Source organism: Sulfurimonas sp. (assembly GCF_028714975.1).
In the GTDB taxonomy this organism is placed as follows: domain Bacteria; phylum Campylobacterota; class Campylobacteria; order Campylobacterales; family Sulfurimonadaceae; genus Sulfurimonas.
In genome coordinates, this window is the sequence record NZ_JAQTLH010000004.1 from 111,873 (window position 1) to 137,956 (window position 26,084).

General features: G+C 36.1%; 33 protein-coding genes. 26 read left to right on the forward strand and 7 right to left on the reverse strand.

Annotated elements, in window-relative coordinates:
• Position 1: 1 nt before the first annotated feature.
• The 3 genes from PHQ93_RS05180 to PHQ93_RS05190 all read right to left on the reverse strand — a co-directional run bounded on the left by PHQ93_RS05180 (position 2) and on the right by PHQ93_RS05190 (position 2,557).
• A complete protein-coding gene (locus PHQ93_RS05180) occupies positions 2 to 757 on the reverse strand; it encodes a phosphatidate cytidylyltransferase (protein WP_299941756.1) in 756 nt (251 codons plus the stop codon).
• Positions 758 to 796: 39 nt separating this feature from the next.
• Positions 797 to 1,102, reverse strand: a complete 306-nt coding sequence (locus PHQ93_RS05185; RefSeq protein ID WP_299941759.1) for a hypothetical protein — start codon at positions 1,100 to 1,102, stop codon at positions 797 to 799.
• 129 nt (positions 1,103 to 1,231) lie between these two features.
• Complete coding sequence (locus PHQ93_RS05190; RefSeq protein ID WP_299941762.1) at positions 1,232 to 2,557, reverse strand: NFACT family protein; 1,326 nt, start codon at positions 2,555 to 2,557, stop codon at positions 1,232 to 1,234.
• A 259-nt stretch (positions 2,558 to 2,816) separates the two neighbouring features.
• Here PHQ93_RS05190 and PHQ93_RS05195 point away from each other — a divergent pair, with 259 nt between their 5' ends.
• Genes PHQ93_RS05195 through PHQ93_RS05205 form a run of 3 tightly spaced genes read left to right on the forward strand, consistent with a single transcriptional unit; the run spans position 2,817 to position 5,665 of the window.
• Positions 2,817 to 3,410, forward strand: coding sequence for a cytochrome C oxidase subunit II (locus PHQ93_RS05195; RefSeq protein ID WP_299941765.1), 594 nt, complete (start codon positions 2,817 to 2,819; stop codon positions 3,408 to 3,410).
• Positions 3,407 to 5,047, forward strand: a complete 1,641-nt coding sequence (locus PHQ93_RS05200; protein WP_299941767.1) for a cbb3-type cytochrome c oxidase subunit I — start codon at positions 3,407 to 3,409, stop codon at positions 5,045 to 5,047. The genes PHQ93_RS05195 and PHQ93_RS05200 overlap by 4 nt, the downstream gene beginning before the upstream one ends.
• Before the next feature lie 21 nt (positions 5,048 to 5,068).
• Positions 5,069 to 5,665 carry a hypothetical protein gene (locus PHQ93_RS05205; protein ID WP_299941769.1) on the forward strand — a complete coding sequence of 199 codons (597 nt, stop codon included), beginning with the start codon at positions 5,069 to 5,071 and terminating at the stop codon, positions 5,663 to 5,665.
• 4 nt (positions 5,666 to 5,669) lie between these two features.
• Here PHQ93_RS05205 and PHQ93_RS05210 read toward each other — a convergent pair whose 3' ends face one another.
• The gene (locus PHQ93_RS05210) at positions 5,670 to 7,637 is read right to left on the reverse strand and encodes a GGDEF and EAL domain-containing protein (protein ID WP_299941772.1); all 1,968 of its coding nucleotides are present in this window, start codon (positions 7,635 to 7,637) and stop codon (positions 5,670 to 5,672) included.
• Between the two features lie 125 nt (positions 7,638 to 7,762).
• Here PHQ93_RS05210 and PHQ93_RS05215 point away from each other — a divergent pair, with 125 nt between their 5' ends.
• The 14 genes from PHQ93_RS05215 (at position 7,763) to PHQ93_RS05280 (ending at position 19,314) form a co-directional block, all read left to right on the forward strand.
• A complete protein-coding gene (locus PHQ93_RS05215; RefSeq protein WP_299941775.1) occupies positions 7,763 to 8,179 on the forward strand; it encodes a hypothetical protein in 417 nt (138 codons plus the stop codon).
• A gap of 31 nt (positions 8,180 to 8,210) precedes the next feature.
• A complete protein-coding gene (locus PHQ93_RS05220; protein WP_299941778.1) occupies positions 8,211 to 10,151 on the forward strand; it encodes a TonB-dependent receptor in 1,941 nt (646 codons plus the stop codon).
• A gap of 9 nt (positions 10,152 to 10,160) precedes the next feature.
• Positions 10,161 to 10,973: an ABC transporter substrate-binding protein gene (locus PHQ93_RS05225; RefSeq protein WP_299941781.1), complete on the forward strand. Its 813-nt coding sequence runs from the start codon at positions 10,161 to 10,163 to the stop codon at positions 10,971 to 10,973.
• A complete protein-coding gene (locus tag PHQ93_RS05230; RefSeq protein ID WP_299941784.1) occupies positions 10,970 to 11,695 on the forward strand; it encodes an ABC transporter ATP-binding protein in 726 nt (241 codons plus the stop codon). The genes PHQ93_RS05225 and PHQ93_RS05230 overlap by 4 nt, the downstream gene beginning before the upstream one ends.
• Positions 11,688 to 12,650, forward strand: coding sequence for an iron ABC transporter permease (locus tag PHQ93_RS05235; RefSeq protein WP_299941787.1), 963 nt, complete (start codon positions 11,688 to 11,690; stop codon positions 12,648 to 12,650). The genes PHQ93_RS05230 and PHQ93_RS05235 overlap by 8 nt, the downstream gene beginning before the upstream one ends.
• Positions 12,647 to 14,263: a YcaO-like family protein gene (locus tag PHQ93_RS05240; RefSeq protein WP_299941790.1), complete on the forward strand. Its 1,617-nt coding sequence runs from the start codon at positions 12,647 to 12,649 to the stop codon at positions 14,261 to 14,263. Before PHQ93_RS05235 ends, PHQ93_RS05240 begins: the two co-directional genes overlap by 4 nt.
• Positions 14,260 to 14,688, forward strand: coding sequence for a hypothetical protein (locus PHQ93_RS05245; protein WP_299941792.1), 429 nt, complete (start codon positions 14,260 to 14,262; stop codon positions 14,686 to 14,688). Before PHQ93_RS05240 ends, PHQ93_RS05245 begins: the two co-directional genes overlap by 4 nt.
• A 56-nt stretch (positions 14,689 to 14,744) precedes the next feature.
• Entirely contained in the window at positions 14,745 to 15,101 is a 357-nt protein-coding gene (gene arsC / locus PHQ93_RS05250; protein ID WP_299941794.1) for an arsenate reductase (glutaredoxin), read from the forward strand.
• Between the two features lie 106 nt (positions 15,102 to 15,207).
• A complete protein-coding gene (locus tag PHQ93_RS05255) occupies positions 15,208 to 15,429 on the forward strand; it encodes a hypothetical protein (protein ID WP_299941796.1) in 222 nt (73 codons plus the stop codon).
• Positions 15,426 to 16,751: a DUF4041 domain-containing protein gene (locus PHQ93_RS05260; protein ID WP_299941798.1), complete on the forward strand. Its 1,326-nt coding sequence runs from the start codon at positions 15,426 to 15,428 to the stop codon at positions 16,749 to 16,751. Before PHQ93_RS05255 ends, PHQ93_RS05260 begins: the two co-directional genes overlap by 4 nt.
• Positions 16,752 to 16,761: 10 nt before the next feature.
• Entirely contained in the window at positions 16,762 to 17,118 is a 357-nt protein-coding gene (locus PHQ93_RS05265) for a hypothetical protein (protein ID WP_299941801.1), read from the forward strand.
• On the forward strand, positions 17,048 to 17,560 hold the full coding sequence (locus tag PHQ93_RS05270; RefSeq protein ID WP_299941804.1) for a hypothetical protein: 513 nt from the start codon (positions 17,048 to 17,050) through the stop codon (positions 17,558 to 17,560). Before PHQ93_RS05265 ends, PHQ93_RS05270 begins: the two co-directional genes overlap by 71 nt.
• Positions 17,561 to 17,605: 45 nt before the next feature.
• Positions 17,606 to 18,427: a hypothetical protein gene (locus PHQ93_RS05275; protein ID WP_299941807.1), complete on the forward strand. Its 822-nt coding sequence runs from the start codon at positions 17,606 to 17,608 to the stop codon at positions 18,425 to 18,427.
• A gap of 95 nt (positions 18,428 to 18,522) precedes the next feature.
• Positions 18,523 to 19,314 (forward strand): Fic family protein, encoded by a 792-nt coding sequence (locus PHQ93_RS05280; protein ID WP_299941810.1) that lies wholly within the window; start codon positions 18,523 to 18,525, stop codon positions 19,312 to 19,314.
• Here PHQ93_RS05280 and PHQ93_RS05285 read toward each other — a convergent pair.
• Entirely contained in the window at positions 19,301 to 19,456 is a 156-nt protein-coding gene (locus tag PHQ93_RS05285; RefSeq protein WP_294881648.1) for a hypothetical protein, read from the reverse strand. The two genes, PHQ93_RS05280 and PHQ93_RS05285, sit on opposite strands and share 14 nt — an antisense overlap.
• Positions 19,457 to 19,823: 367 nt before the next feature.
• Between PHQ93_RS05285 and PHQ93_RS05290 the strand changes: the two genes are divergently transcribed.
• From PHQ93_RS05290 to PHQ93_RS05330, 9 genes are all read left to right on the forward strand, one after another.
• The gene (locus PHQ93_RS05290) at positions 19,824 to 19,955 is read left to right on the forward strand and encodes a hypothetical protein (RefSeq protein WP_299941813.1); all 132 of its coding nucleotides are present in this window, start codon (positions 19,824 to 19,826) and stop codon (positions 19,953 to 19,955) included.
• Positions 19,956 to 20,079: 124 nt separating this feature from the next.
• A complete protein-coding gene (locus PHQ93_RS05295) occupies positions 20,080 to 21,465 on the forward strand; it encodes a cobyric acid synthase (protein ID WP_299941816.1) in 1,386 nt (461 codons plus the stop codon).
• Positions 21,466 to 21,533: 68 nt separating this feature from the next.
• Positions 21,534 to 21,827, forward strand: coding sequence for a nucleotidyltransferase family protein (locus tag PHQ93_RS05300; protein ID WP_299941819.1), 294 nt, complete (start codon positions 21,534 to 21,536; stop codon positions 21,825 to 21,827).
• Positions 21,824 to 22,168 (forward strand): DUF86 domain-containing protein, encoded by a 345-nt coding sequence (locus PHQ93_RS05305; protein WP_299941822.1) that lies wholly within the window; start codon positions 21,824 to 21,826, stop codon positions 22,166 to 22,168. Before PHQ93_RS05300 ends, PHQ93_RS05305 begins: the two co-directional genes overlap by 4 nt.
• A gap of 290 nt (positions 22,169 to 22,458) precedes the next feature.
• Positions 22,459 to 22,590: a hypothetical protein gene (locus PHQ93_RS05310; protein ID WP_299941813.1), complete on the forward strand. Its 132-nt coding sequence runs from the start codon at positions 22,459 to 22,461 to the stop codon at positions 22,588 to 22,590.
• Between the two features lie 126 nt (positions 22,591 to 22,716).
• Entirely contained in the window at positions 22,717 to 23,220 is a 504-nt protein-coding gene (locus PHQ93_RS05315) for a bifunctional adenosylcobinamide kinase/adenosylcobinamide-phosphate guanylyltransferase (RefSeq protein ID WP_299941825.1), read from the forward strand.
• Complete coding sequence (locus tag PHQ93_RS05320) at positions 23,217 to 23,942, forward strand: adenosylcobinamide-GDP ribazoletransferase (protein ID WP_299941828.1); 726 nt, start codon at positions 23,217 to 23,219, stop codon at positions 23,940 to 23,942. The genes PHQ93_RS05315 and PHQ93_RS05320 overlap by 4 nt, the downstream gene beginning before the upstream one ends.
• Positions 23,939 to 24,484, forward strand: coding sequence for a histidine phosphatase family protein (locus PHQ93_RS05325; protein ID WP_299941831.1), 546 nt, complete (start codon positions 23,939 to 23,941; stop codon positions 24,482 to 24,484). Before PHQ93_RS05320 ends, PHQ93_RS05325 begins: the two co-directional genes overlap by 4 nt.
• Before the next feature lie 32 nt (positions 24,485 to 24,516).
• Positions 24,517 to 25,572, forward strand: coding sequence for a nicotinate-nucleotide--dimethylbenzimidazole phosphoribosyltransferase (locus tag PHQ93_RS05330; RefSeq protein ID WP_299941834.1), 1,056 nt, complete (start codon positions 24,517 to 24,519; stop codon positions 25,570 to 25,572).
• A gap of 2 nt (positions 25,573 to 25,574) precedes the next feature.
• Here the strand turns inward: PHQ93_RS05330 and PHQ93_RS05335 are convergent, their stop codons facing one another.
• Positions 25,575 to 25,829, reverse strand: coding sequence for a Txe/YoeB family addiction module toxin (locus PHQ93_RS05335; RefSeq protein ID WP_299941837.1), 255 nt, complete (start codon positions 25,827 to 25,829; stop codon positions 25,575 to 25,577).
• On the reverse strand, positions 25,829 to 26,080 hold the full coding sequence (locus PHQ93_RS05340) for a type II toxin-antitoxin system Phd/YefM family antitoxin (RefSeq protein WP_299941842.1): 252 nt from the start codon (positions 26,078 to 26,080) through the stop codon (positions 25,829 to 25,831). Before PHQ93_RS05340 ends, PHQ93_RS05335 begins: the two co-directional genes overlap by 1 nt.
• Positions 26,081 to 26,084 lie beyond the last annotated feature (4 nt).

A 26,084-nucleotide genomic window follows, 5' to 3' on the forward strand; every position in this document is an offset into this window, starting at 1 on the left:
ATCAAACTAGCCCGCGAAGAAGTACCAACATTACGATACCGCCAAAAAGATAGCCGTCTATTCTATCTAATACACCGCCGTGACCGGGTAAAATACTTCCGCTGTCTTTTACGCCTGCTTCTCTTTTGAGCAAACTCTCAAACAAATCGCCGAAGATTGAACTAAGAGCGACCATAAAAGAGATGACGACGGAAACGCCCAAATCTACGATAGATAAACCCACAAACATTCCACCCATCGTTGCAACCGCCACTCCACCGAGCGCGCCTTCGAGCGTTTTGTTCGGAGAAGTAGGGCTAAACGGGGTTTTACCCATGCTTGTACCAACCGCATAGGCGCCGATGTCGGTTAGAGCGACAATCACTAAAAGCCACAAGAGAGAAAGAACTCCATACCCTTGGTACATTGATAAGATAAAAAGCATCCCTGCGGTCGGATAGATAAACGGGAGAAAATTTTTCCAGCTTAAATTTCTATTATAAGCAACGGCGCCCGCATAAGCCAAACATGTTAAAATAAAAATGTCATCGCTGTGCGGATATATTGCCGCAAGCAGCCAAACCCCGACGGCAAAATAGACTAAATCGTTATTTTTTATATCAAATAGTCTCATCGCTTCGTAAAATGCCAATATGTAGACCGCTCCCAAAAAGAGCCACATAAGAAAAAAGTTATCTACAAAGCCTATTATAAGCACTCCAACAGCTAATGCTATACCGGTGATTAGTCTTTCTTTTGAGACCATAAATACATTCATCGCTTTTCCTAGTAAAATATTAGAAACTATTATATCCAATCACACTTTAATATCTAATATATGTAAAGGCGGTTGAACCTCTTTTTCCTCTTCTATTTTCTTATGTTTTTTATTTCTTGCATTCTCTTGATCCGCTTCATTTTTTTCATGTTCACGGTCGGGATCAACTTCATAGTTTTCTTCCGTCGGGCGAACTTCAAGAACTTCTATCTCTTTTTCTTGTGCCGCAGTTTGCGCTACCATATTTTGAAAATCCACACGGCTGTTGTGAGCGGTAGCAACCGATGCAACGCTCGGGGTTTGCTGATTGACATATATCGCATTTGCTACTAGTCCTACCGCCATCTTTTTTTTCCCTTAATTTTACTTTGTAAAATGAAAGGAACCCTTCATTTATTTGTCCGTAAAAGGAACGCGTCCCTTTTACTTCGCTAGCCGCTGTGGCACTAAAGCTTGCCACATAAAGTGGCAGAATTATCTCGTATCTATTTCTATGGTTTTATACTTATTATAAAGCACATTCGCACCGCTTTGGATGGTAACTTCTCTTCTTGGAGTATAATCGACCAAATATCTATCTTTTTGAAACATTGTAAAATCTACGCAGAGTCTTGCAGCTCCATCTATGACACTTTGCGGAACATTTTGTTTATCCGTCGTAATGATTACATGCGCTGAGGGTCTCTCTTTCATATGAAGCCAGATATCTTTTGCACGGGCATTTTGAAGCAGTTCAACATTTCCTTTTTCATTTTTTCCAAGGCTTACTTTATAGCCGTCTATCCAAAAAGTCTCAATCGAATCGTTGGTTTTTACTTTTTTGGCTTGTATGTTTTTTGGAAAGAGAAGCTGGATTTTTGCGACATCTTTTGCCTCCTCAACCGTATGAATAAAGAGTTTCATATGTTCTATCTTACAAAGCAGAGAGTTTTTTTCTATATGCATATGCGCAGCTCTCTGTTTTGCTTTTTTACTTCGCAAAAATAGCGAATTTGCCATCATAGCGACTGAAGAGAACTCTTTGTGAAGTTCTATTTTAACCTTTGTTCCGTCATAATCATCTACTTCTACAACTCTTTGATAGGGTTTTACATTGTGCATATTTGCTAAAAGCAGATTTCCAAACCGGTTATATTTCATCGCTTCGGCTTCTAGCTCGTTTTCATCATCTAAAGTATCGGATAGTTTTTCTAACTTTTTTAGTTTTTTATTTAGGAGCGAGATTTTTTGTTTTTTTAGACTAGAGAGCTTATCTTGCATCTCTTTTGCATACTCATCATACAAAAACTGCTCAACATCATCAAGCGGATACTCTTTTGCCTCAAAGGGAGCCTGTAAAACATCTAAAAGTTTTTGCCCGACTCTGACTTCACGAAATGAGGAAAATAGATCAACATGCCTAAGCGCTTCAAGAACTATCTCATTTTCATCCAAGATAATCACATTAGTATATTTTCCGGTAAATTCAAACTGCAAAAAGGTAATCTCTTCTTTGTAAGCAGAGGCAACGGAAGTTTTAAATCTTATTATCTTATCGCTATTTAAAAGGTCTATGTTTAGGATGTTTGCGCGGTTAAATCGTTTTGCCAAAAGTACATCAAACGGGGCATTATAGACTTTTGAACGCGCATAAGAGGCACATTTGAATATTCTGGAGTTTGAACGCTGCATCTCAAAATAGAGCTCATCGTCTCTGTCAAACACAATTTTAATAATGGTGTCGCTAACCCTATAAATAGCTGATATTTTTGTAAATTTTTGCAGGTAAGCCGTTATCTGTTTTAGGTGTGAAAGTTTCATAAAAAGATTTTATCATATATAAGCTCTAAAAACAGATTGCGGCAGTTGTCATTTAGATTGCTTCGTTGAGATTGCTTCACTTTGTTCGCAATGACGAAGGGGGGGGGTGCAATGACGAAAGGGGTTTCAATGAAAAACATGACATCTTATGAAGTATTAACATCCAACTTATTGATTAATATTTATACAATAAACTGATTTCTAAATTTATAATAAATGATAAAGTTTCAATATTAAATTTTTTATTTAAGGAGAAAAAATGACCGATTCGGTTGATGTGTTAAATATGCTAAAGCTTGTATATACTTTATACACTTTAGCGGTAATCTCGCTTATCGGCTGGTTTGCACTGGGTGTAGTAAACCCAAAGGGCAAGCCCCGTATACTCAAGCCCGCTACATTTTATACTTATGTAGGTGCGCTTATAACAGTCGGTGTGGCAATTCACATTGTTACATTTAACAAGATTCCATGGGTGGAGATAGACTTTAAAAGAGACTCTCTCAAAGCCGCTCAAGTCGTAAATATAACGATTGAAGATCACAAGTTTATGCTTCCTAGCCCAAAAATAGAACTTAAGTGCAATGAGTATGTTTTATTTGATGTCACAAGTAAAGATTTGACATACGGTTTTGGTATTTTTAGACAAAACAACTCGATGGTTACGCAGATGCAGGTAGTTCCGGGAAGCAAAAACGACCTTATGTGGAAGTTTGGCAAAAATGGCGTATATCATTTAAGATCTACTGAATATTCGGGTCCAAAAGGCGCAAATATGTACATCAAAGATGTTTTTGAAGTCAAAGGATGTGCCGAAGACGACAAATATTCACAAAAAGGAGGAAGTTTATGAGTTTTTTAAATAGTTTAATAAACGGTCATGAGGGCGGACTTAAAACCGACGGTTTGACGCCTACCCAAAAAGTAACCCTAAGAGCGGTAATAATCGGGGTTCTTTACTACGGTTTATCGGCGTTAGAGGGAATGATGATGAGAGCGCATGCTATTACTCCGCTACCGATGCTTGATAATTCACACTACTTTTCCGTTATGACGGTTCATCCGATAGTGGGAATTTTCGGCTCGACTTATCTCATAGTATTTGGAGCATTTACGTTTTTGGTGCCGTATCTGATGAAAAAACCGTTGTACAGCATAAAGCTTGCAAACGCGACTTGGATACTGATTGCAATTGGTGCTTTGATGGCTTGGCTTGGCGGATTTATATTTCACTATGCTCCGCTTTATACGCTCTACTGGCCGCTTCCTGTTGATTTTTCACAGTTTAATGCGGTTGGCGGACTTGTCTTTATAACGGGTGTCGCACTTATTATGATAGGGACTTTGGGCTTTATCTACAACATTTTTGCAACTGTTTTTTATACCGAAGAGGGTCATGAGAAACGACCGTTTAAGCCGCTTCTTATCTCTGCTTTGGGGATTGACGGGATGCTTAATATATTGTACAAAATGACGGGTCGTGAGCCGTATGCAAAAGAGCCTGCGGTTTCACTTCCGGTTGTGGCTATTTTTCGCGGAACGATTGATACTTTTCTTGATGCGCTTGTGATTTTGACATGCGGAATTTTAATCTTAGTATACATTATCGGTGACCTTTCAGGTGCTTCTATGGACTACACATCTGTTAATGCGCTGCTTTACAAAAACTTTTTCTGGTGGGGACTTGACTTAATAGCAGATGGTTTAGTGCTTATTTATATAGCAGGTTCTTGGTATCTTTTAGCAATGCTTATTACGGGTAAAAAACTTTTTATGCAAAATATCGCAAGAGCGGCTCTTTTACTTGAGCTAATCGTTTCATGGGCTGTTTGGTCGCATCACTTACTGGCAGATCAAGGTCAGTACAATATGATGAAACTTGTAAGCGGTGAGATGGTAACGGCGTTTGAGCTTGTAACGCAAGGTATAGCGATTTTCATTACGCTTGTTACTTTATGGAGTGCAAGACCGTTAAAAATGAGCAATGAGCTAAAATTTTTACTTGGCGGTATTTTAGGTTTTATGTTGGCGGTTCCTGCGGGAATCATTCAAGCGGATATGGGATTAAACAGAATTTTGCACAACACTCAATGGGTAGCAGGACCTCACTTCCATGTGGCAATACTTGTAGGGCTTACAATGACGCTTTATAGTGCTATCTATATCCTATGGCCGACGCTCACAAACGGCGTGAAGTTATATAGTCAAAAAATGGCATCTTACCACTTTTGGGCACATTTAATCGGCGGTATCGGAATGGGTGCATTTATGGGAATGGCTGCGATGGACGGGATGTTAAGAAGAACTCTTTACCTAGAGGGCGAATACCAAACATATATGATACTAGCGGGTATCTGTGGACTTTTACTCCTCTCTGCTTGGGTAGTGTTTTTGTTAAATGTTCTTATGAGTATAGGGTTAAAAGGGCTTTTGGGTATCTTTAAAAAATCAAAACTTCAAACTAAAGATTTGGTTCCACAAGAGGCATAAATAAATTATGGAGCTTATTAAATGGTAAATATAGAAAAAATATCAAATCAAATCCTAAACGATGGGCTTTACAATACACTTCTCTTTGAAATCAAAGAGAGTGTGCCTACACACAATATCACTCCAAAAATGGTAGAAAGAGCACTTATAAAAAATCCGTCACTTATACAGGAGTACAAAGAGATAAACCGTCAAAGTGAGATCTCAAGTATTCAGGTAAAAAAATTGGCTATCAAAGATGAAGATAGTGAAACGATTGCTAATTTTAAAACAGAACTAAACCAAAATATTCAGATTCTAAAAAATCTTGAAAATTTTGAAACGGATTCTAAAAACAGCGCTTATGCCATCTGGATTGGGAGTGTGGGAGTTACCGTTTTGTTTATGGTTCATAATATTATCGCTCTCTTTAGCGAACTATATGTAGAAGCTCCGTCTCTTGTCTATGGCTCTTACGCAGTTATTTTGTGCTTAACATATATTATGTACCTAAAAATAAAAAGAAATCACGACACACAGCATGGGATATTTCAAAATGTTTACGCAAAGACGCAAGAGATATTGCAGGATGGGCTTGAAGCCTCATATTTTACACGAGACGAGGTGTATGAAAAGTAAAAAATTATTTTTGTAACAACTTCTCCATTTCATCAAACGGAAGCGGTTTTGAGTAGTAGTAACCTTGTATGGAGTCTATTTTGTTCTCTACCAAAAAGTCAAGTTCATCTTGTGTCTCTACGCCTTCTGCCAATATTTGTATATTTAACTCTCTTGCCAAGAAGATAACCGTTTTAACGATAATCTGATTTTTCGGCTCATTTCTTATATTTGTCACAAAAGATTTATCAATTTTTAGTTTATCAATCGGAAGATTTTTCAGATAAGAGAGAGATGAGTACCCCGTACCAAAATCATCCATTGAAATATGAAATCCCAATCCTTTTAACTGCCATAGTAAATTTATCGCAAGTTTTGGGTTTTCCAAAACAGAACTCTCCGTGATTTCTAGCTCTATCCACGATGCTTCACACCCTGTCTCTTCCAGTATATCTTTAAGAGTATTTATAAAATCCAAATGTGTAAGCTGGCGAGCGGAGACATTGATAGCTATTTTACTATTTAATATTCCAAGTTCACGCCATTTTTTAACCGTTTTAAAACCGCTTTTTAGTACAAAATTTCCTATCTCTACTATCAATCCGCTTTTTTCGGCTATGGGGATAAATACATCGGGAGGTATCATTTTATCTTGATATTTCCATCTCAAAAGTGCCTCAGCACCTATAATTTTACTTGTTAGCGGGTTATTTTGAGATTGAAAATAGAGCTCAAGTTCACTGTTGTTTATTGCTTGTTTTAGATTTGTAACTATTTGCGTATAAGCTATTGCATCTTTTTTAAACTCGGCATTATAAAAACTAAATCTGTTTTTACCCATTTTTTTAGCGTTATACATTGCCGTATCTGCCGCTTGATAGAGCTCTTCCATACTTTTTGCATCATCAGGATAAGAACAGATACCGGAACTAGCCGTAATATAAACATCTATCAAATCTATTTTAAAAGGCTTGTTAAGATTATCGTGCAGTTTCTGCATTAAAACAATTATCTCTTCTTTATTGCTTGAATTTATGATGATTCCGAACTCGTCACCGCCCATACAGGCTATAAAAGCAGTAGAGTCAAAAACCTTTTTAAGAACTTTAGAGACTTCAAAAAGGAGTTTGTCTCCGAAGCGGTGACCGTATGAATCGTTGACTATTTTAAACTCATCAAGATCAAAAAGGATAAGATAAAAAGGTAGATTTTCTAAACATTTTTCAGTTAAAACTTCACTAATATGCAGTCTATTTGGTAAATTGGTTACTAAATTCATATGTGAAAGATTATAAAATTTATCTTTAGATTCTAAAAGATAGCGTTCATATTTTTTTTGATCGGTAATATCTCTTGATATTCCGAATATTCCGAATGTTTTATCCTCTTTATCTAAAAGAGGACCTTTTGTAATCAAAAAAGTTTTTCTAATACCGTCGTTTGTTACTATCTCTTCCTCTTTTGTATGTATCTTGCCATCGGCTATAACGGCTTTGTCATCCTCTTTTAATTTAAGAGAGTCTTGGTGTGAAAAAAGCATTTCGTCACTCTTGCCTAAAACATCTTTTAGCGGTAGGTTTATCATTTTAAGTGCAGTATCATTAAAGAGTATGTATTTTCCGTCTAAATCTTTTGCAAAGATGGCATTTGGAGAGCTGTTAACAAGCGTAGTTAAAATGATTTCATACCTTACGAGTTCAATCTGAGAAGCTTTTGCAATTTCTTTTGCTATATTGCACGCTTGGGTTTGTTCTAGACTTTGAACACATTGCAGATGCATATCTTGAAAAAATTTAGAACTTAAAAAAAATAGAACTACGGCAGTTAGAGAAACAAAAAACCATCCTTTATATGTTTGCAGTATAGTAATTGTATCTGCATCATTAGTTAAAGATGCAACGGCAGCGTCAGATAAAAATATCCACAGCACACTGACTGTAAAATAGATTATAGAGATAAGAAATGCATGTTTAAGATTTTTGGAATCATTCATCTGTATTTTTTAATTCTTTCATTTTACTGTTTTTATAGCACTATTATACACGATGATTTAAAACTAATCTTATTATTTAAAATAATATTTGTTATACTTGCGAAAAACTAAGATATAGGATATTTGTGAAACTTCCAAAAGGCTTTGGCAAAAACTACTTTACGCTAAGAGCGATTACGGCAACTTCTAACCAAGTTACGCTAAATGCCAATGCGTCAAGAGTGCAGAGCTTTCATATGTTAAATTTTTCAAGCGATGAACTTGATGCAGAACTAGAAGAAGAGGAACTCGCCGCCACACTTTGTACGCTTTCCCTCTCTTTAAAACCTTGCCACTGCAACTGTTATTACTTTAAACGCACAAAAAAAACGCTGCGACTACACCCTTTTCAAAAACTAAATCTTAACTACTTTAAAAACCTAAACAACGCTATCTCTCCGCCATTATCATTAATTGAACCAAAAAAGATTGCCGCGCTTCTTGCAGAAGCTCGCAATGACAAGTACCGTCACTGCGAGGAACGAAGTGACGCGGCAGTCTGAATTACAAAAATAATAATTATGGAAAATAACAATGAAAAAAAAGATACTTTTATCACTACTGGCTTCAAGCATATTAGTCGCTCAAAACATTGAGTTAAAACCCTTGGATATCACATCAACGGCTATAAAAACGGATGAGTTAAAATCAACCGATGCCGTAGAAGTCTACACGGCGGATGATATCCAAAAAGCTCATGCTCAAAATCTTTATGAGTTTTTAAATCAGCAAACATCCGTTAGTACAATGCCCTCTTACGGAAACCCGTTTTCTCAAAAGCTGGATATGAGAGGATACGGAATGGGTGATGGCTACCAAAACATCGTCGTAACGCTTAACGGCAGAAAAATCAACAATATCGATATGGTAGCACCTCTTCTAAGCGCTATTTCACCCGATTCTATCGAAAAAATAGAGATTATAAAGTCCGGCGGCATAGTTGCCTCTGGTGACGGGGCAAATGCAGGTGTTATAAATATTACCGCCAAAAAGAACAACGACAAAGAGGTTGCATTTTACGGCGGAAGTTACGGCAAAACGGACGGCTCTTTTTACTTGGGTCACAGCGATGAAAAATTCTCGATAAGTGCCGGCGGTGAAGCGCAAAACAGCGATGGGGTTCGTCATATTAACGACAGCGGCGGCAAAGATGAAAACAGATTTAAAACAGCCGCCTTTAATTTTGCGTACAATCCTACCAATGAGTTGGAATTAAGAGCAGGTGCAGCGCTTGTGAGAACGGATGTAATCTATGCAAGCTATTTAACGCTTGACGAGTACAAGAATGACCCAAAACAAGCGGGGGCTACAAACTGGGGAGCATCTAAACAAAAGTTTGACACGGATGCGGTAAATGCGGGCTTTAGTTACTATTTTAGTAACAAACTCTCTTTAAATGCAGATGCAAATCATGAGGAAAAAACTTCTAATTATGTGACTTACTCCTCTGTTGCCGATTATATTTATAACTCCGCAAAAACCACGCTTAATTACGATGGCGAAAATGTAACTATTTTGGCGGGTTTTGATATTTTTGACGGAAAAAGAGAGTCTCATGCAAATAGTTATAGAACAGAAAATGAAACCGCAAAAAAGAACTTGGCATCTTTTTTTATAAGCAATTTCAAATTTGACAACCACTCCCTAAAAGCCAGTGCAAGGGTTGAAAATGTAGAGTACAGATACGATGACGCAAGCAACGCTTTAAAAGACAACCACTCGCTTTTTGGGGCTGAACTCGGTTATAACTACACTTTTGACAAAGCAAATTCTGTTTTTTTAAACTATGCCCATGCTTATCAAGCTCCTGATATCGACAGGTTTTTTAACAGAGATTGGTTTGGAACCGTCACTTTTAACGGCTTTATAAATCCTATGAAAACGGATAGTTTTACGCTTGGATTTAACAACATCACTCCCCTAAATAAGTTTAAGATATCGCTTTTTTATGTTGATTTAAAAGATGAGATTTACTACTTTGCCGATCCGACTTTTATGAACTCGAAAAATACCAATATAGACAAATCATACAAATACGGTTTAGATATTTATGACAAATGGCTAATTACGGATGAGTTTAATATAGCACTGAACTATAACTATGTTAAAGCGGTTATAGACAAAGAGCTTGAAGGCGGCAACGACTACTCAGGTAACGATTTGCCGGGTGTTTCGAACCATAACATAAAAGCGACTCTAAGCTATCTTCCGACTAAAAATACTATACTTTCTCTAACACAGGTGTACCGTTCAGAGGCTTATGCGGCAAATGATTTTAACAACAACTTCGCACAAAAACAAGATGCTTACATCCATACTGATATATCGGCAACTTATACGAGGGATAATTTGGAACTTTTTGCTAAAATAAACAATCTGTTTAACCAAAAGAACGGTTTGTGGATACAAGATAATGCTATCTATCCTATAAACTTTACCACAACTGCAATTGCAGGATTTAAACTAAAAATCTAAGGATACCGTGTGAGTATAAAAACTCTTTTTTTAGTGTTGTTTTTTACGCTCACGCTTTTGGGCAATGAGAGAATAGTCTCTCTCAGCCCGTCAGTTACGGAAATAGTTTATGCACTAAAAAAAGGTGATGCTCTCGTTGCTACAAGTGAATACTCACTCTACCCAAAAGAGGCTCAAAGTCTGCCTATCATCGGTGGGTATTCAAACCCGAATTTAGAAAAAATCATCGCACACTCTCCAACTTTGGTAATCGGACAAGATTTTAACAAAGAGACTTTAGAGAAGTTAAAAAGATTCAATATAAAAACTGTAATGCTTAAACTCCAAACCATTGACGATATAAAAAATTCCATACAAAAACTCTCAAACGAGTTACAGGTAAATCCAAAAACTCTAATAGACGACATAAACAATTCAATAAATAACGCTCCTAAAAGTAAAAAGCCACATACGGTTATGATAGTTTACGGACTGCATGAAGATTTAAGAAGCGGCATCTATATAGCGGGAAGCGAGATATTTTTTAACGACATCATCTCGATATGCAAAAACACTAACGCATATAACGCTAACCAAACTAACCAACCTGTTTTAAGTTATGAAAATGTTATAGCATTAAACCCCGATCAGATTATCATACTTCACTCAAATGCCTCAAACGGGTTGGTTGACAAGCAAAAAGCACTCGACACATGGCACTCACTCCCGACTAACGCAAGTAAAAACAAACGCATAACGGTAGTCGATGAGAGTTATATAAACATACCCTCACACAGAGTCGCTCTTAGTATTGAGAGACTCTGCAATGAGATGAACAGATGATTGAGCTAAAATCTCTCTCGTGCAGTTACTCCAATGAGAGTATCTTAAAAAATGTAAACCTGAGTGTAGAGTCGCACTTAAGCATACTCGGTGCAAACGGTTCGGGCAAAAGCACTCTGGCTCGCGCGATTTGCTCTTTGATAGAGTACGACGGAGAGATACTCGCAGACGGGATAAATATCAAAAACTTGTCATATCAAGAGAGGGCAAAAACAGTCGTTTATATCCCTGCAAAACTAGAGATTTACGACTCCTTTATAACAGTGCAAGATTTTGTGCTGCTTGGGAGATTTGCTTATAAAAAAAGCTTTTTTGAGTACTCAAGCGAGGATAGAAAAATAGCAGATGCAAACATCAAACTCTTAGGTCTTGAGCATCTGAAAAATCACACTTTAGTTTCGCTAAGCTCAGGGGAACAGCAGCTCTCTCTCATCGCTGCGGCTCTTTGCCAAGAGAGCAAAATCATCATTTTTGACGAGCCGACGGCAAACCTTGATCCCCGCAACTCTTTGGTAATAGCAAAATATATAAAAAAGTTAAAAGATACGCACCAAATTATTCTTATCACGCATGATTTGCATCTTGCTTCTTTCATCGGCAGTCCAATCGCTTTTATAAAAGATAAAAACGCTCACTTTTACGAGGATGATTTTTTTGACGATGAGGTTTTAAGGGAGCTTTACGGAGTAGAGTTTTGCTCATTGGCGGTAAAGTATGAGTAAGTTTTTGGTATGGTTTTTTTTAATAGCTATTTTTGTTATCTCGCCGTTTATCGGTGCAGTGCCGCTTGAGATAAACGAGGTTTTGGATTTTTCAACTCTTAGCTCAAAGATATTTTTTGAACTAAGGGTGCCGCGGGTTTTGTTTGCTTTTTTTGCAGGCGTCATACTTGCTCTTAGCGGACTTCTGTTTCAAACGCTCTTTCGTAACGCACTTATGACGCCTTATACTCTGGGAGTTTCAAGCGGCGCCGTTTTGGGTGCGGGAATTGCCATAAAACTTGGGCTTGGAACTCTGCTATTTGGCATAAGCGCTGTTCATCTTTTTGGATTTTTCGGAGCAATTTTAACGGTGTTACTGCTTCTTTATCTGGCAAAATTTCTAAAAAATGCCCAACATGAGTCGCTTTTGCTCTTAGGAATTGCCCTTTCGCTCTTTTACACCTCTGCTCTTATGATAATCTTTTATCTCGGAGATGCTATTCAAAACGATATGCTTATCCGTTTTACTATGGGTTCGCTCTCTATCATCGGATGGCAAAATCCGCTTATAGTCGGTTTAATCGCCTCTCTTTTGACTATGGTTATCTATATCTACCGATTTGAGCTTCAACTTTTGGGTATTTCGGATGAGAGTGCAAAACTAAAAGGCTTGGATACAAAAAAAGCAACGAGAGTGCTTCTGCTAATCTCCTCCTTTGCCGTAGGTACGCTTGTCAGCATAAGCGGACCCATCGGTTTTGTCGGGCTTATAACTCCGCATATAGTTTTAAAAATCTACCCATCAACCATATATGCCAGAATTTTTAAAACCGCACTCTTTGGAGGCTTTTTTTTGGTTTTTTGTGACACAATTACAAGATCGTTACAGACACAAAGCGAAGTACCGATAGGGATTGTTACCGCTCTTATCGGCGGACCGTTTTTTATATATCTGATTATTAGGAAAAAACAGTGAAACTTTTATCAAAAACCGCTCCCTTGGAGGAGTCAATCTCAAAAATGCAAAAAGTGTTGGAGGATGTCGGCTGTAAAACTACGATGTCTAAACAAAAACATCCTCTTGATAACTGCTACTCCGTAAATCTAAGCTCCGCCGAAGCGCCAAATCATATCTACTCAAACGGAAAAGGAATCCTTAGCGAGGCATCAACGGCAAGCGCTTTGGGCGAATACATTGAGAGACTTCAGACAAATAATTTTTTTACGGATTTTTATCTGCCTAAGCGAAAGCATTATCCCGACGAAGCACTATTTGAGTTTGGCGATGACTATCTTAGTGAAGAGCTTTTTGATATTTATGACCCGGATGGTGAACTCAGCGGTGATGATTTGGTTGACTATAACAGCGACTTTTCGGATAAAATAGTTGCTCTGCCTTTTAAAAAACTCCTCAGTGACGAGAGAGTCTATTTTCCCGTAAATATCTTAAATAATCTCTATGTCAGTAACGGACTGGCTGCGGGAAATACGCCAAAAGAGGCGCAAATCCAAGCTCTTAGCGAGATATATGAGCGGTATGCAAAATTGGAGATTATCAAAAACGCTTACGCACTGCCGAAATTTCCCGATGAAGTTGTTAAATCTTATGAGAGAGTTTACAAAGACCTTTTGGCACTTAGGGAGTCAGGCTACATCGTAGAAGTCCTTGATGCCTCGCTCGGCGGGAAGTTTCCGGTAACTGCCATTTCGCTGATAAACCCGAAAAATGCAACTCTTTTTGTCTCTTTTGGAGCGCACCCGATACTCGAAGTCTCTTTGGAGAGGACAATGACGGAACTTATGCAAGGGCGTGATTTAGAGAGTCTTGATACATTTGAAACCCCGACATTTGATATGAGCATAGTAGCCGATGGCTTTAATCTCGAATCCCATTTTGTTGACTCAAACGGAAAACTCGGGTTTGGTTTTTTAAGTTCTGTTAAGAGTTTTGAGTTCGCAACTTGGAGATATGACGGCATAGAAGATGAGTTTGATTTTTTGGTAAGTATCGCAAAAGAGATGGAAAAAGAGATATATTTACGGGAGTACGACTATCTTGGATTTTACTCCTGCCAGATTATTATCCCGAGTATTTCCGAAGTCTACCCCGTACAGGATTTGACCTACAACAACAAAAACAGTGGTAAAACTATCCGTGATATGGTTTTAAACATTAGCGAATATGACCCTGAGGATATTTTAGACATGGTTGAATCGCTTGACGACTCTTTGAGTATGGAAAAGTACATAGGCGTTATCTTTAAAAACAACTTCACAATGGCGGAGTTTAAAGCGCAGATATATCTGCTTTTGGATGATGCTCAGCAGGCACAGGAGCTTTTAGAGTTTGGAGCAAACAGACTCGGGCATGTAGTTGCGGAGCTGATTCGTATGGATGACGAGGGATTTGATTTTGAAGATTACAAAGAGGGATTGTTTAATATTTTTACTCAAGAGAGGGTGGAATATGCCCAACGCATACTCCAAAAAGAGGAGTTGTTCATAGATATAACGCTGCATAACGACTACTATAACATGTTAGCGATGTACGATAGGCTTGAGAGCAAAAAAAGAGGAATGATTTTATGAGTTATGACGAATGGTTCAAACAACATGCAGATAAACATAAAAAAATTGTTGATAAACTTGTCGCAAACGGCTACACAAAAGAGCAGATAATCGATTATTTTGAGTATGAAAATATGGCAAAAGAGGAGATTGATTTTTGTCCGCTTTACAAAGATAACAAGAAGTGCCACGAGATGGAGAAATTAAACTGCTACCTTTGCGGATGCCCGAATTTTAGGTTTAATGATGAAGGGCTAGGAGAGTACAATGAGTTTAAAATCCTAAGCAGATGCGAAATAAACAACGGCGAAAAGTTCGCAGGCAAAGGCGTCATCCACCAAAACTGCTCAAAATGCACCGTCCCTCATCATAAGGCTTATGTGAAAAAGAACTTTGACCTTGATTGGAAAAAAATTATGAGTGGGTGTAAGGCAGCTAAGCAGTAGGTTTATATTAGATTCAGGATCTAGAGTGTGTAAAATCAGATAAAAGGAGTTAAAAAATGAGTGAAATAACAATTTGGCATAATCCAAAATGCTCAAAATCCCGTGAGGCGATGGAGATTTTAAATAACGGCGGATATGGGGCTAGTGTAGTTAAGTATCTGGAGGATTCCCCTGATGAGGTGCAAATTAGAGAAGTTTTAAAAATGCTTGGAGTATCTGCAAGAGAGCTAATGAGAACAAAAGAGGAGTTATATATAGAGCTAAATCTAGCAGATGAGCTTGATGAGGATAAGCTGATTTTAGCGATGGTTAAATACCCAAAACTTATTGAGCGTCCTGTGATTATTAAAGGTGATAGAGCAATTATCGGGCGCCCAAGTGAGAAAATTATAAAATTTTTAGATGAGCTTTAAACTGCTATTGTGCGTTATATAAATTTATATAAAAGGTTCTAACCTTTCAACTTTAGTTTGTTATGTTTTAGGTAAAATTGATAAAAATATTTTTAAAGGTTAGATATTGTCTATATTTCAAGCTTCAATTCTCAAAACATATAAACAAGATGAATCTTTAGTTGCAAAACGCTGGAGTGCTTATCAAAACTATTTAGCAAAAATAGAGTTTATAAAAACAGTAAAAGAGGAAAAATACCAAGACGGTTTTCTGCATGATATCTTTGAGGAGTGTTTAGGCTACACGCTTAAAACGATTAATCCCACTAATGTAAGGTTCACATTATGATTTCATATACCATCATTATTATTCTCTTTGTTGCTATTGGTTATTTATATTGGCAAAATAAAAAGAAACTTGAAAAATACTCAGCAATCATCGATCTTGAATTGGAAGTAGAAAAAATCAAAAAACAAATAGATAAAACTAGTATTGAGTTTAATGACCTGCGAAGCGAGTATAAAACAAAATTACAAATAATGAGGGATCTTGAAAAAGAGTTGGAAAAAGTAGAAGAAGAGTATGAATTGACTAGCTATGGATTCTATAAGCCAACATATATTTTTGACACATCGGAGCGATATAAGCAGGAACTCGATCTCATCAAAGAAAAGCAAAAACAGATGATACAAGCCAAGACAGCTGTGATGTGTTCTACTAACTGGACAGTAGATGGAAATAAGAGAGAAGGGCAGAAAATGACAGATAAATCTATCAAGCTAACCCTCCGAGCATTTAATGGCGAATGTGATGCAATCATCTCTAATGTAAAGTGGAATAATTATAATACCATGCAAGAGAGAATTAATAAGGCGTACGAAACCATAGATAAGCTCAATGAGTCAAATAAAGTGAATATTGCCTACCAATACCTACAATTAAAGCTTCAAGAACTGAAATTAACACATGAATACCGTGAAAAAGCGCAAGACGAGAAAGAAGAACAACGTGCTATCCGTGAACAGATGCGTGAAGAAGAAAAAGCTCAAAAAGAACTCGAAAAAGCACAGCAAGATGCTGAAAAAGAAGAAGCGCAATACCAAAAAGCATTGAAAAAAGCCCATGAGCAGCTAGCTGGTGCGAAAGCTGAAGAGTTAGGAGCACTTGAGGGTCAAATTAAAGAACTCGAAGTAAAACTTGCTGAAGCTGAAGCGAAAAAAGAACGTGCTCTTTCGATGGCACAGCAAACCCGATCAGGGCATGTTTATGTTATTTCTAATATTGGTTCATTTGGTGAGAATGTTTATAAAATCGGTATGACACGTCGGCTTGAACCACTTGATCGTGTTCGTGAACTTGGAGATGCCTCCGTACCATTTCTTTTTGATGTTCATGCAATGATCTATTCTAAAGACGCACCAAAACTTGAAAGAAGTCTTCATGTAATCTTTAATGATAATCGCGTAAATATGGTAAACGGAAGAAAAGAATTTTTTAATGTGTCGTTAGACCTTGTTGAACAAGAGGTTAAAAGATTAGGCGAAACGATTGAATTTACAAAGATTGTTGAAGCGAAAGAATACAATGAGACAATCTCAATGCGCAATGCAGGTACTCATCCTACAGTTGAGGATATAGCAGATGATGATCGTTTTCCTGATGAACTTTAATTAAAACATGATGATTACAGATTCACTTTCAAAACCACAAATAATGCTCCTTCAAAGTATTTTAAAAAATGTAAATACAACAATCAGAAAGCAAACAGTTGAAGCATTACGCTGGCGAGGTTACATAAATAACGATGAATTGTCTTTAACACAAAATGGATTCAATAAAGCCATTGAGAGCTTGCCATTGAAAGAACAGTGTTATTTTTTAAATATCCAACTTCAAGATATTTCACTACAAAGAGAAAGTAAATACCCTGAAAATGATGCAAAACTATACTTTGAAAAAGAGGGCTTTGACAGCTATAGTATTGGATATTTTAAAAGAAGCGTACAGAGAAAAGTATTCATTTGCCACAGCTCATGAAGTCAACACTATTTATATTACATTGTCACCATTCGTACATTTAGCTTTGTTGGGCAAAGAACTTGTTAAACAGATTATTTTAGAATCAAAGAAAAAAGTGACGGACGAAAATATTTTGGAATATTATCAATATGTAATAGAATATTTGACAGAACAAGAGTATAAAGATATTCGTTTAGCAATGGATATTGAAACAAAAATATCACTGGTAGCTAATAGTATATTGAAAAAAGAGCATTTTATCGAATATATTGATAATTATTTAATTGATACTGGTTGGACTGATCTTGTTTTACTAAAAGACCAAAAAATTCAACTTGTAGAAATTAAGACAACAGATAAATTACACATGAGTCAAATAATACAACTACAGAACATTCAAAAATATCTCCCATATGAGATAAAGATTGTTAGACTAAAAAATCTGAACAGGCTGAATTAAAATGAGTAAACGATATGATGGAATATCGATTGTGGATAGTGCTTCGTGACAAAAGATCAATTATTTCAAAAACTAGATATTGAGCATAAAGAGTTTACCGATGAATTACTTGAAATAAATTTTTATAAATCTTTAATATTAAATGCCAAAAGAACTAAAGTACAAGAATTAGATAAACAAAAAAAGATAGCTAAAACAATCATAATAGATAATAAGTCATTAGAAAATGAATCAATGTTTATGACAAATTTTATGTATAAAGATATGAATGGTTTTTATAAGTCATTAGGTTTCGTAGAGAAAAATATAGATGAATTAATGGAATCAATAGAATTTTATCATAACAAGCAATATCAATGGATTCTGGTTGATATTTTTGAGCTATATATTAAGTTTATTGAAAATAGTTATAAATTATTAGAAGAATATGATGATAGTATTTTTATTGCTGACAAAAAAAAGAAAGCATATTACACTATTATAAATGAATTAAGAGAAAAAAATCATCCAAGATTTGAAGACTTTGAAAGTGGCAAATTTTTTAAGAAAGAAACTAACTATCGTTTTTTTATGCAGATGATAAAAGAATTTCGAGATGCAATAGTTCATCAAAGAGGAAACAATACTAGCATTGATTACATTTATAATGAAATGAAAAAATATGTGAAAATAGATGATAATTTCAAAAATACAATATCTGCTTACTTTGGAACAGAAAAGTATCAAGATATGATATGTTTAAATGAAATCTATAAAAATGAGCATAGCTCTTTGGATAGATTAGGGTATTTAATGGAGATAATGATTGTCTATTCTAGTTTTATTTTAGATGAATTTAAAAGATTAATAGAATTTAAAAATGGCTAGAGCTTATTATAGACTCCCACGCAGGAGCATGGGAGCGAGGAACAACCATTGCTTATCAAGAGAATATAAAATTATTAAAGAAAAAGCTGATTAATATGACAAAAACAAAATATTTACTATATGCTTTCAAGCTGAAAAAAACTAAAACATACCAATATTGGTATGAGAGTGATAGTAAATATTTTAGTGAAAAAAAACCTCCGTTAAGCATCTTAAACGATAGAACAGATGAGTGTAGTTTTATAGATGATAAGGATATTACTAAAAACCCTTGGAATAATTGGGATAGCAAAAACATACAAACTATTACAACATCAAAAGGTGTTTGTATTAACTACTTAAAATCAACAAATCAAGATTTAATTCAAAAAGAAGAAGATTTAAAGCTCTTAGAAGTTTATGATTATTTGGTAGATAACCTTGATATATCAAAATCTTTCAATTTTAACACCATTAAAAAATGGCATAAAGCGATTTTTGAAACTATATACCCTTTTGCCGGTGATTTAAGAACTGTTGAGATGCGCAAGGGTAGCGGAGATGAAGCTTGGTGTTGGCGATTAGAATTTTTAGAGGCTATTCCTCAGCTTGATGAGTTAATTGTAAAGATTAGTAAAACTAACTATGATGATATAGATATAATTACCTTAGATTTGGCTCAATTTATTAGTGAGTTTCTTTTCATGCATCCATTTAGAGAAGGTAATGGCAGGCTGAGTAGATTGGTATGTGATATTATTTTGGCTAAAAATGGTTTTCCAATGATAGGATTAAATTTAAAAAATGGCGATAACTATATTCAAAAAATTCATCAAGGCTATAATTGTAATTATGAACCTATGAGAGAGTTGTTGAAATCAAAAATTGAGGAAATTATGAATGGATAAGCTTATAATGCTCTTTAAGTTCTTTTTTTGTTGTTTTAGAACCTTCAACCTTAGCAGAAGTATATACAGAATTTACAATCATTGTTTGTTTTTTAACAGAAGAAGAAAAATAGTTATTTGTGTTTGCGATAGTTCTTTTCATAATAACAACTCCACATTAAATTCATATCAGAACAATTTAAATACAGCATTTATAGTTCCATATATGTATTTATATTATAAGTTTGGTTATAACATAGTTAAGCAAAAAGTTAAATAAATATATAAAGAGTTTATGTTCCAAAATGACACAAAATAGGATAGAAAAATAACCTGAAATATGCACTCCAACGCAGGAGTATGGGAGTGATGGAAAGGTGTAACGCATATAAATAAGTTACACTCAGCATAATATAATCTTAAAAAAAATTGCTACTTACAAAACGATAAGAAGCATAAAAGTTAAATCGGATAAAATTACTCCGATTTAAAATAGTAGAGGGTAAAGCTCTCTTACCAAAGGAAACAAGATGAAAAACATCATTTTATTAATCGCTCTTACATTAGGTGCTCTTCAAGCAGACAACATCGTAACTTACGATACAAACAACGGTAATACAGAAGTTAGCAAACCTAACCATCCAAGTCAAGATCTTTACTAAGATTAGTAAAAATCTTTAACTTTATACTCCATCCGCCTTATGGATGGAGTTTTTCTCTCCTCTTTTTTACATAAATCTTCACATAAACTCAGCAGTATAATCCTTTTTTAGATAAAATAAAAAAATGAACTCACTTAGCATATTCGGCACAAGCAGTGATGCCGGAAAATCGACTCTTAGCTTTGCTATAACCTATCTTCTGCACCATCGCGGCATCAGCGCGGCACCTTTTAAAGCTCAAAATGTATCTAACAACTCGCAAGTAACGGATGATGGGGGCGAAATCGCCATTCCACAGTACTTTGCCGCAGAAGCAATCGGACTTAAAACAACTTCGTATATGAACCCTATTTTGCTAAAGTCCGGCGGAAAATCAAAAGCACATATGATTATTAACGGTAAAAGTGTCGGCAACAAAGATGTTTGGGAGTATTACCGCGATATAAAAACTCTACAACCCATCGTAAAAGAGGCGTTTTTAAAGCTCAAAGAAGAGTATGATTGTATTGTTGCCGAGGGTGCGGGAAGTCCCGTTGAGCTAAACTTGATGGATAAAGACCTATCAAATATCTTTGTAGCAGATGAGTTTAACACAAAGATTATTTTAGTGGCGGATATCCAGAGAGGCGGTGTTTTTGCCTCAATATACGGTGTTTATAAACTGCTTCCGAAAAAACTGCGTGAGAATATTATAGGCGTGATAGTCAACAAGTTTCAAGGTGATATGACTCTTTTTGATGAGGGAAGAGTCATCATAGAAAAGAAGTTTGGCATAAAAGTTTTGGGTGTCGTACCGTTTAAACCTTTCAATCTCGGTTTTGAAGACAGCGAATCTATAATGAACTATATTCAATATACAAGCAAAGCAAAGATAAAAGTAGGCGTTATAAAACTTCCGCATATCAGCAATTTTACGGACTTTGAGCCTCTTGTTGTGGACAAAGAGGTAGAGCTGGTTTTTATATCAAACGCGAGCGATATAGCTACTTGTCAGGTCGTAGTTTTACCGGGAAGCAAAAGAGTGGTTGATGATTTGTTGTGGCTAAAAGAGCGGGGATTTGAGAGGGTTTTAAGCTCAAAAAAACAAAAAATAGTAGCCATTTGCGGCGGTTATGAGATGATGTTTGAGAGAATTTTAGACCCTGACGCGGTAGAGTCCGAATTTAAAGAGGTTTTTGGTTTTGGGCGGATAAAGGGCGAAGTTGTTTTTGCCAAAGAGAAGATTGTAAAAAAAGGGTGCTACTATCTTTTTGGCTCAATGATAGACGGATACGAGATACATAACGGAGTAGCAAAAAAGAGAGTCGTAAAGAAAAAAAATCTCTATGCAACATTTGTGCATGGGATTTTTGAAAACGATGAGTTTCGTTACAGACTATTTTACAAAATAGATAAAACCTATGAGGGATATAATTTTAAAGAGTACAAAGAAAAAGCAATAAAAGAGTTCGCAGGGCATATAGACAAATATGTAGATATGGATTTTATACAAGAGGCACTTGTTCTTTAGCTTTAGTTTGTTATGTTTTAGGTAAAATGGATAAAATAGTTCATAGTAAAATTTAAAAGGGGTTGTAAATGGTGTCTTTGGATTATGTAAAATCGCATATGAAAGGGTTAAAACCTTATTTAAATGAAAAATACAGCATTTCTGATATTTATATTTTTGGCTCCTTTGCAAGAAATGAACAAACCGATGAAAGTGATATAGATGTCCTTGTTGATTTTCGTAAAACCCCTGATTTGCTTACCTTTATTGAGATAGAAGAGTTTCTTAGCAAAAATTTGCATCATAAAATAGACTTGGTTCCAAAAAGAAAATTAAAAGCGCAGCTAAAAGAACAGATTATGGAAGAAGCCATAGCAATATGAAGAGAAACTATTTGCTATTTTTGGAAGACATAAGCAAGAGAATAGAAAAAATCGGCTCATTTATTAACGGTATGACTTATGATGATTTTATAAAAGATGATAAAACTGTTAGTGCTTGCATAAGAGAGATAGAAGTTATCGGTGAAGCTACAAAGCAGATACCAAAAGAGATTACCGACAAATTTGAAGAACTTCCTTGGTCGTTGATGGCTAAAATGAGAGATAAACTTATTCATTGGTATTTTGAAATTGATGAAGAGATAATCTGGAATGTAGCTGTAGATAAGCTTCCGCCTATAAAAAAGCAAATAGATAAAATAATAGCGCAAAGCGAAAAATAACTTTTCTCAAACAACCTAAAATGAACCATCTCACGCAGGAGAGACTGTGAAAGAACTTCATTTCTTTTTATGCATACAATACAACTTAATATCGACAAGAATATTGATGAAAATAGGTTTTTGCAGCTACTTTAGGGCAAACAAGTCTTTCTATCATTGCTAAAAGTATAAACCAAACCTTAAATAAAACTGCTACTTTAAAAAGCATAAAAGAGTTAAAAGTTAAATCGGATAAAATTACTCCGATTTAAAATAGTAGAGGGTAAAGCTCTCTTACCAAAGGAAACAAGATGAAAAACATCATTTTATTAATCGCTCTTACATTAGGTGCTCTTCAAGCAGACAACATCGTAACTTACGATACAAACAACGGTAATACAGAAGTTAGCAAACCTAACCATCCAAGTCAAGATCTTTACTAAGATTAGTAAAAATCTTTAACTTTATACTCCATCCGCCTTATGGATGGAGTTTTTCTCTCCTCTTTTTTAAACATAAATCTCTCTTAAAAAACCTCATTTTTTTGTTTCATTGGATAAAATTTCAAAATGAAAACTAAAAAAGCACTCTTTATCGGCGGCACTAAAAGCGGGAAATCACTAAATGCCGAAATATACACGCTTAAAAATTCAGCCATAAAACCTATCTATCTTGCAACTAGCGAGTTTATGGATGAGGAGATGCGGCGTAGAGTGGATGAGCACAAACTTCAAAGAAGTGAAGAGTTTGAAACGATAGAAGAGCCTCTAAAACTCTATGAAGCGATTTTAAAACAAAACAGTACTGTTTTAATCGAGTGTGTTAGTATATGGATAAACAATATGCTATATCATGGCTACGGTTTTCTTGATATGAAAAAAGAGTTAGAGAGCGTTTTGGCGCTTGATAAAAGTATAGTTTTTGTACTTAACGATGTCGGGTGCGGAATCATTCCCGATAACGCTCTTGCACGAGAGTTTATAGATATAAGCGGAAAGCTCTCTCAACTAATCGCAAGCAGATGTGACGAGGTTTACCACACGATTGCCGGTATACCCGTGAGGATAAAATGAGAGATATTTTTAAAGGTTTTGCACTCGCAATGTCGATGTTAACAACTGTTCCTTTTTTTAAAATCCACGATTTTTACAAGGGCATTAATGGTTATGCCGTTATGTTCTATCCGCTTGTGGGCGCTGTTTTAGGTGCTGTTTTATGGGGTGTTTACTCGGTTTTAAGTCCGTATGTTGCCTTAACACATCTTGGCGTTATCATCTTTGCTCTTTGGGTTTTACTTACCGGTGCGCTTCATCTTGACGGTTTTAGCGATACGGTAGACGGGCTGTACGCTCCTAAAGCCAGAGCCTTGGAGGTTATGAAAGACTCACATGTCGGTGGAATGGGAATGATAATAAGTGTTTCGTTTTTGATTTTAAAAGCCTCAACCTTGGCTCACTTTCAAGCCTTTTATATTCTGCCTCTTGTGCTGCTTCTCTCAAGACTAAACGCTGTTTTGGCAATCTACTTCTATCCATATATCAGTCAAAACGGTATGGGAACTTTGGCAAAAGCAGAACTTACAAAACCGCAAATGCTTATCGCACTTTTTTACTCAATTTTAGCAGTTCTATTTTATAACAAACTGCTTCTGCTTGTTAGTGCTTTGTTAGTTTTGTTTGTTATAAAAAGCTTTTTCATTAAAAGATACGGCGGATTTACGGGTGATATCTACGGTTTTACTATTGAGGTGAGCGAACTCATTCTTTTAAATCTTCTACTCTTTGGCTTGGCATGAGAATAACCTTGGTTCGCCACGCCGAAGTGGATGAGAGATATAAAAACCGTTATAACGGGCATAATGATATAGGTTTGTCAAAAAATGGCGAAATTCAAGCAAGAAAAGTTGCAAAAGAGCTCGATACAATGGAGTTTGATGCAGTTTTTTGCTCAGATTTGAGGCGTGCAAAAGAGACACTAAAATACTCTATCCATTCAAAAGATGCCTTTTTTTCGGACAAGTTAAGAGAGAAGTCGTGGGGTAGACATGAGGGGCTTAGTTTTGATGAGATTATCGCTCAAGGCGAGATAGAGTATATAAATTTTTTACAGTGGATAGAAGCGCTTGACGGTGAGCCGCATAAGGAGTATATCAAAAGAGTGGAAGAGTTTTTTTTGTTTTTTTTACCGTCATTAAACAAAGAAAATATTTTAGTCGTAACTCATGCAGGAGTTATCCGTGTTTTACTGAGCATTGTTAAAAAAATAACCTTAGAAGAGGCGTTTGGCATTAGTGTTGAAAACGGCTCTTTTATGGTGTTTGATTTTAAAAGTGTGTAACATCAGTTAAAAATTTTATAAAGGAATAAAAATTGAAAACATATAACATATTTACAAATGAGCCTGATTCACTGCCATGCGGCAGGGCTGATTTTTTACTAGCGGCATCCGTTACGAAAACTTGCGAGATTGAGGGAATTACTCAAGCCGGGATTCCGGGAATGATTCCTCTGACACCTACTCTTGATGCGGAGTTTATCATAAATGAGAGGGTTTACTCTTTGGGTGAACTTGCCGAAACTCCCACAGGTGTGCCGACTCCGGCAATCATAACAAGAGCGGTGCATAACTTGGTACCCTTTAGCGCAACCGAGATTCTTGATTTGGGACTGCAAATAATTCCGCAAAATTCTATATGTCATAGTTTTAACATACTGCCCTCAAACTCAATAGCTTTGGGAGCCGACATAGACGCAAAAGCCGTTTTTAGAAAAGGAATGGCAGCGGGAGAGAGTTACGAGCTAAAGGGAAATTATCTGATTTTAGGCGAATCAACCCCAAGCGGAACGACAACGGCAACGGCGACTGCCTTGGCACTCGGATATGATTGCAAAGATGACTTCTCTTCAAGCTTTTTACATGTGCCAAACAATGTAAGAAACGAGACTATAAATAAAGCTCTCTCCCTGATAAACGATGAGATGAGCAATTTTGAAAAGCTCTCCGTCGTGAGTGATAATATGCTTATCTTTTGTGCCGGTTTTTTGATGAGCGCGTCACGAAGATTTCATATAGTGCTAGCAGGCGGAACGCAGATGGCGGCATGTCTCTTGGTGGCTGATAGACTTAGAGAGGATGTGCTTATGAGGGTAAAGCATGAAAATATAACTCTTGCAACAACTTCATGGGTGGCAAATGACAAAAACTCGGATATAGCGCATATTTTATCTCTTTTAAGTTATAAGCCCAATGCCGTGTATACCAGTTTTTCATTTGAAAATGCAACCATACCGATACTCAAAAAGTATGATGAGGGCGAAGCAAAAGAGGGCGTAGGAGCGGGAGCCGCACTTGCTTATGCCTATGTAAATGAAGTTGATAACGCAAAACTTTTAGAAGCGATTGAGCGTATTTTATACTCGATGTAATTTTAATAGTGATATCTGCATTGTGCGATTAAAATGGCATCGCTTGTAACTTTATAAACTAATCTATGCTCTATTGTTATTCGTCTTGACCAGTAGCCGGACCAATTATATTTTAATGCTTCCGGCTCCCCAATACCCTTAAACGGTTCTCTTTTTATTTCTTTAATAAGAGTATTTATTTTTTTTAAAATATTTTTATCTCTTTGTTGCCAATATAAATAGTCTTCCCAAGCTTCATCGGCAAAAACAAGATTCATTATTCTATAAGCTCTCTTTGTGTGCCCAACCCTGCTTCAAGTTTTGAAATTGCGCTATTAAGTCTTGTTGCATTTGTTATACTTTGCATTAAGTACGCCGTTTCTTCTATGGATTTATAATCTTCAAGAGAAATCATAACAACAGGTTCCTTGTTCTGTCTAGTAATTATAACAGGCGTATGATTCACAACAACACTATCCATTGTTGCTGCTAAATGCTGTCTTGTTTCTGAAAATGAAATCGTTTGCATTTTA

Excerpts from the sequence above, each read along its gene's own strand:
- PHQ93_RS05180 (WP_299941756.1), bottom strand. The coding sequence starts at position 757 with ATGAATGTATTTATGGTCTCAAAAGAAAGACTAATCACCGGTATAGCA.
- PHQ93_RS05185 (WP_299941759.1), bottom strand. The coding sequence starts at position 1,102 with ATGGCGGTAGGACTAGTAGCAAATGCGATATATGTCAATCAGCAAACC.
- PHQ93_RS05190 (WP_299941762.1), bottom strand. The coding sequence starts at position 2,557 with ATGAAACTTTCACACCTAAAACAGATAACGGCTTACCTGCAAAAATTT.
- PHQ93_RS05195 (WP_299941765.1), top strand. The coding sequence starts at position 2,817 with ATGACCGATTCGGTTGATGTGTTAAATATGCTAAAGCTTGTATATACT.
- PHQ93_RS05200 (WP_299941767.1), top strand. The coding sequence starts at position 3,407 with ATGAGTTTTTTAAATAGTTTAATAAACGGTCATGAGGGCGGACTTAAA.
- PHQ93_RS05205 (WP_299941769.1), top strand. The coding sequence starts at position 5,069 with ATGGTAAATATAGAAAAAATATCAAATCAAATCCTAAACGATGGGCTT.
- PHQ93_RS05210 (WP_299941772.1), bottom strand. The coding sequence starts at position 7,637 with ATGAATGATTCCAAAAATCTTAAACATGCATTTCTTATCTCTATAATC.
- PHQ93_RS05220 (WP_299941778.1), top strand. The coding sequence starts at position 8,211 with ATGAAAAAAAAGATACTTTTATCACTACTGGCTTCAAGCATATTAGTC.
- PHQ93_RS05230 (WP_299941784.1), top strand. The coding sequence starts at position 10,970 with ATGATTGAGCTAAAATCTCTCTCGTGCAGTTACTCCAATGAGAGTATC.
- PHQ93_RS05235 (WP_299941787.1), top strand. The coding sequence starts at position 11,688 with ATGAGTAAGTTTTTGGTATGGTTTTTTTTAATAGCTATTTTTGTTATC.
- PHQ93_RS05245 (WP_299941792.1), top strand. The coding sequence starts at position 14,260 with ATGAGTTATGACGAATGGTTCAAACAACATGCAGATAAACATAAAAAA.
- arsC (WP_299941794.1), top strand. The coding sequence starts at position 14,745 with ATGAGTGAAATAACAATTTGGCATAATCCAAAATGCTCAAAATCCCGT.
- PHQ93_RS05260 (WP_299941798.1), top strand. The coding sequence starts at position 15,426 with ATGATTTCATATACCATCATTATTATTCTCTTTGTTGCTATTGGTTAT.
- PHQ93_RS05265 (WP_299941801.1), top strand. The coding sequence starts at position 16,762 with ATGATTACAGATTCACTTTCAAAACCACAAATAATGCTCCTTCAAAGT.
- PHQ93_RS05280 (WP_299941810.1), top strand. The coding sequence starts at position 18,523 with ATGACAAAAACAAAATATTTACTATATGCTTTCAAGCTGAAAAAAACT.
- PHQ93_RS05285 (WP_294881648.1), bottom strand. The coding sequence starts at position 19,456 with ATGAAAAGAACTATCGCAAACACAAATAACTATTTTTCTTCTTCTGTT.
- PHQ93_RS05290 (WP_299941813.1), top strand. The coding sequence starts at position 19,824 with ATGAAAAACATCATTTTATTAATCGCTCTTACATTAGGTGCTCTTCAA.
- PHQ93_RS05295 (WP_299941816.1), top strand. The coding sequence starts at position 20,080 with ATGAACTCACTTAGCATATTCGGCACAAGCAGTGATGCCGGAAAATCG.
- PHQ93_RS05300 (WP_299941819.1), top strand. The coding sequence starts at position 21,534 with ATGGTGTCTTTGGATTATGTAAAATCGCATATGAAAGGGTTAAAACCT.
- PHQ93_RS05305 (WP_299941822.1), top strand. The coding sequence starts at position 21,824 with ATGAAGAGAAACTATTTGCTATTTTTGGAAGACATAAGCAAGAGAATA.
- PHQ93_RS05310 (WP_299941813.1), top strand. The coding sequence starts at position 22,459 with ATGAAAAACATCATTTTATTAATCGCTCTTACATTAGGTGCTCTTCAA.
- PHQ93_RS05315 (WP_299941825.1), top strand. The coding sequence starts at position 22,717 with ATGAAAACTAAAAAAGCACTCTTTATCGGCGGCACTAAAAGCGGGAAA.
- PHQ93_RS05320 (WP_299941828.1), top strand. The coding sequence starts at position 23,217 with ATGAGAGATATTTTTAAAGGTTTTGCACTCGCAATGTCGATGTTAACA.
- PHQ93_RS05325 (WP_299941831.1), top strand. The coding sequence starts at position 23,939 with ATGAGAATAACCTTGGTTCGCCACGCCGAAGTGGATGAGAGATATAAA.
- PHQ93_RS05335 (WP_299941837.1), bottom strand. The coding sequence starts at position 25,829 with ATGAATCTTGTTTTTGCCGATGAAGCTTGGGAAGACTATTTATATTGG.
- PHQ93_RS05340 (WP_299941842.1), bottom strand. The coding sequence starts at position 26,080 with ATGCAAACGATTTCATTTTCAGAAACAAGACAGCATTTAGCAGCAACA.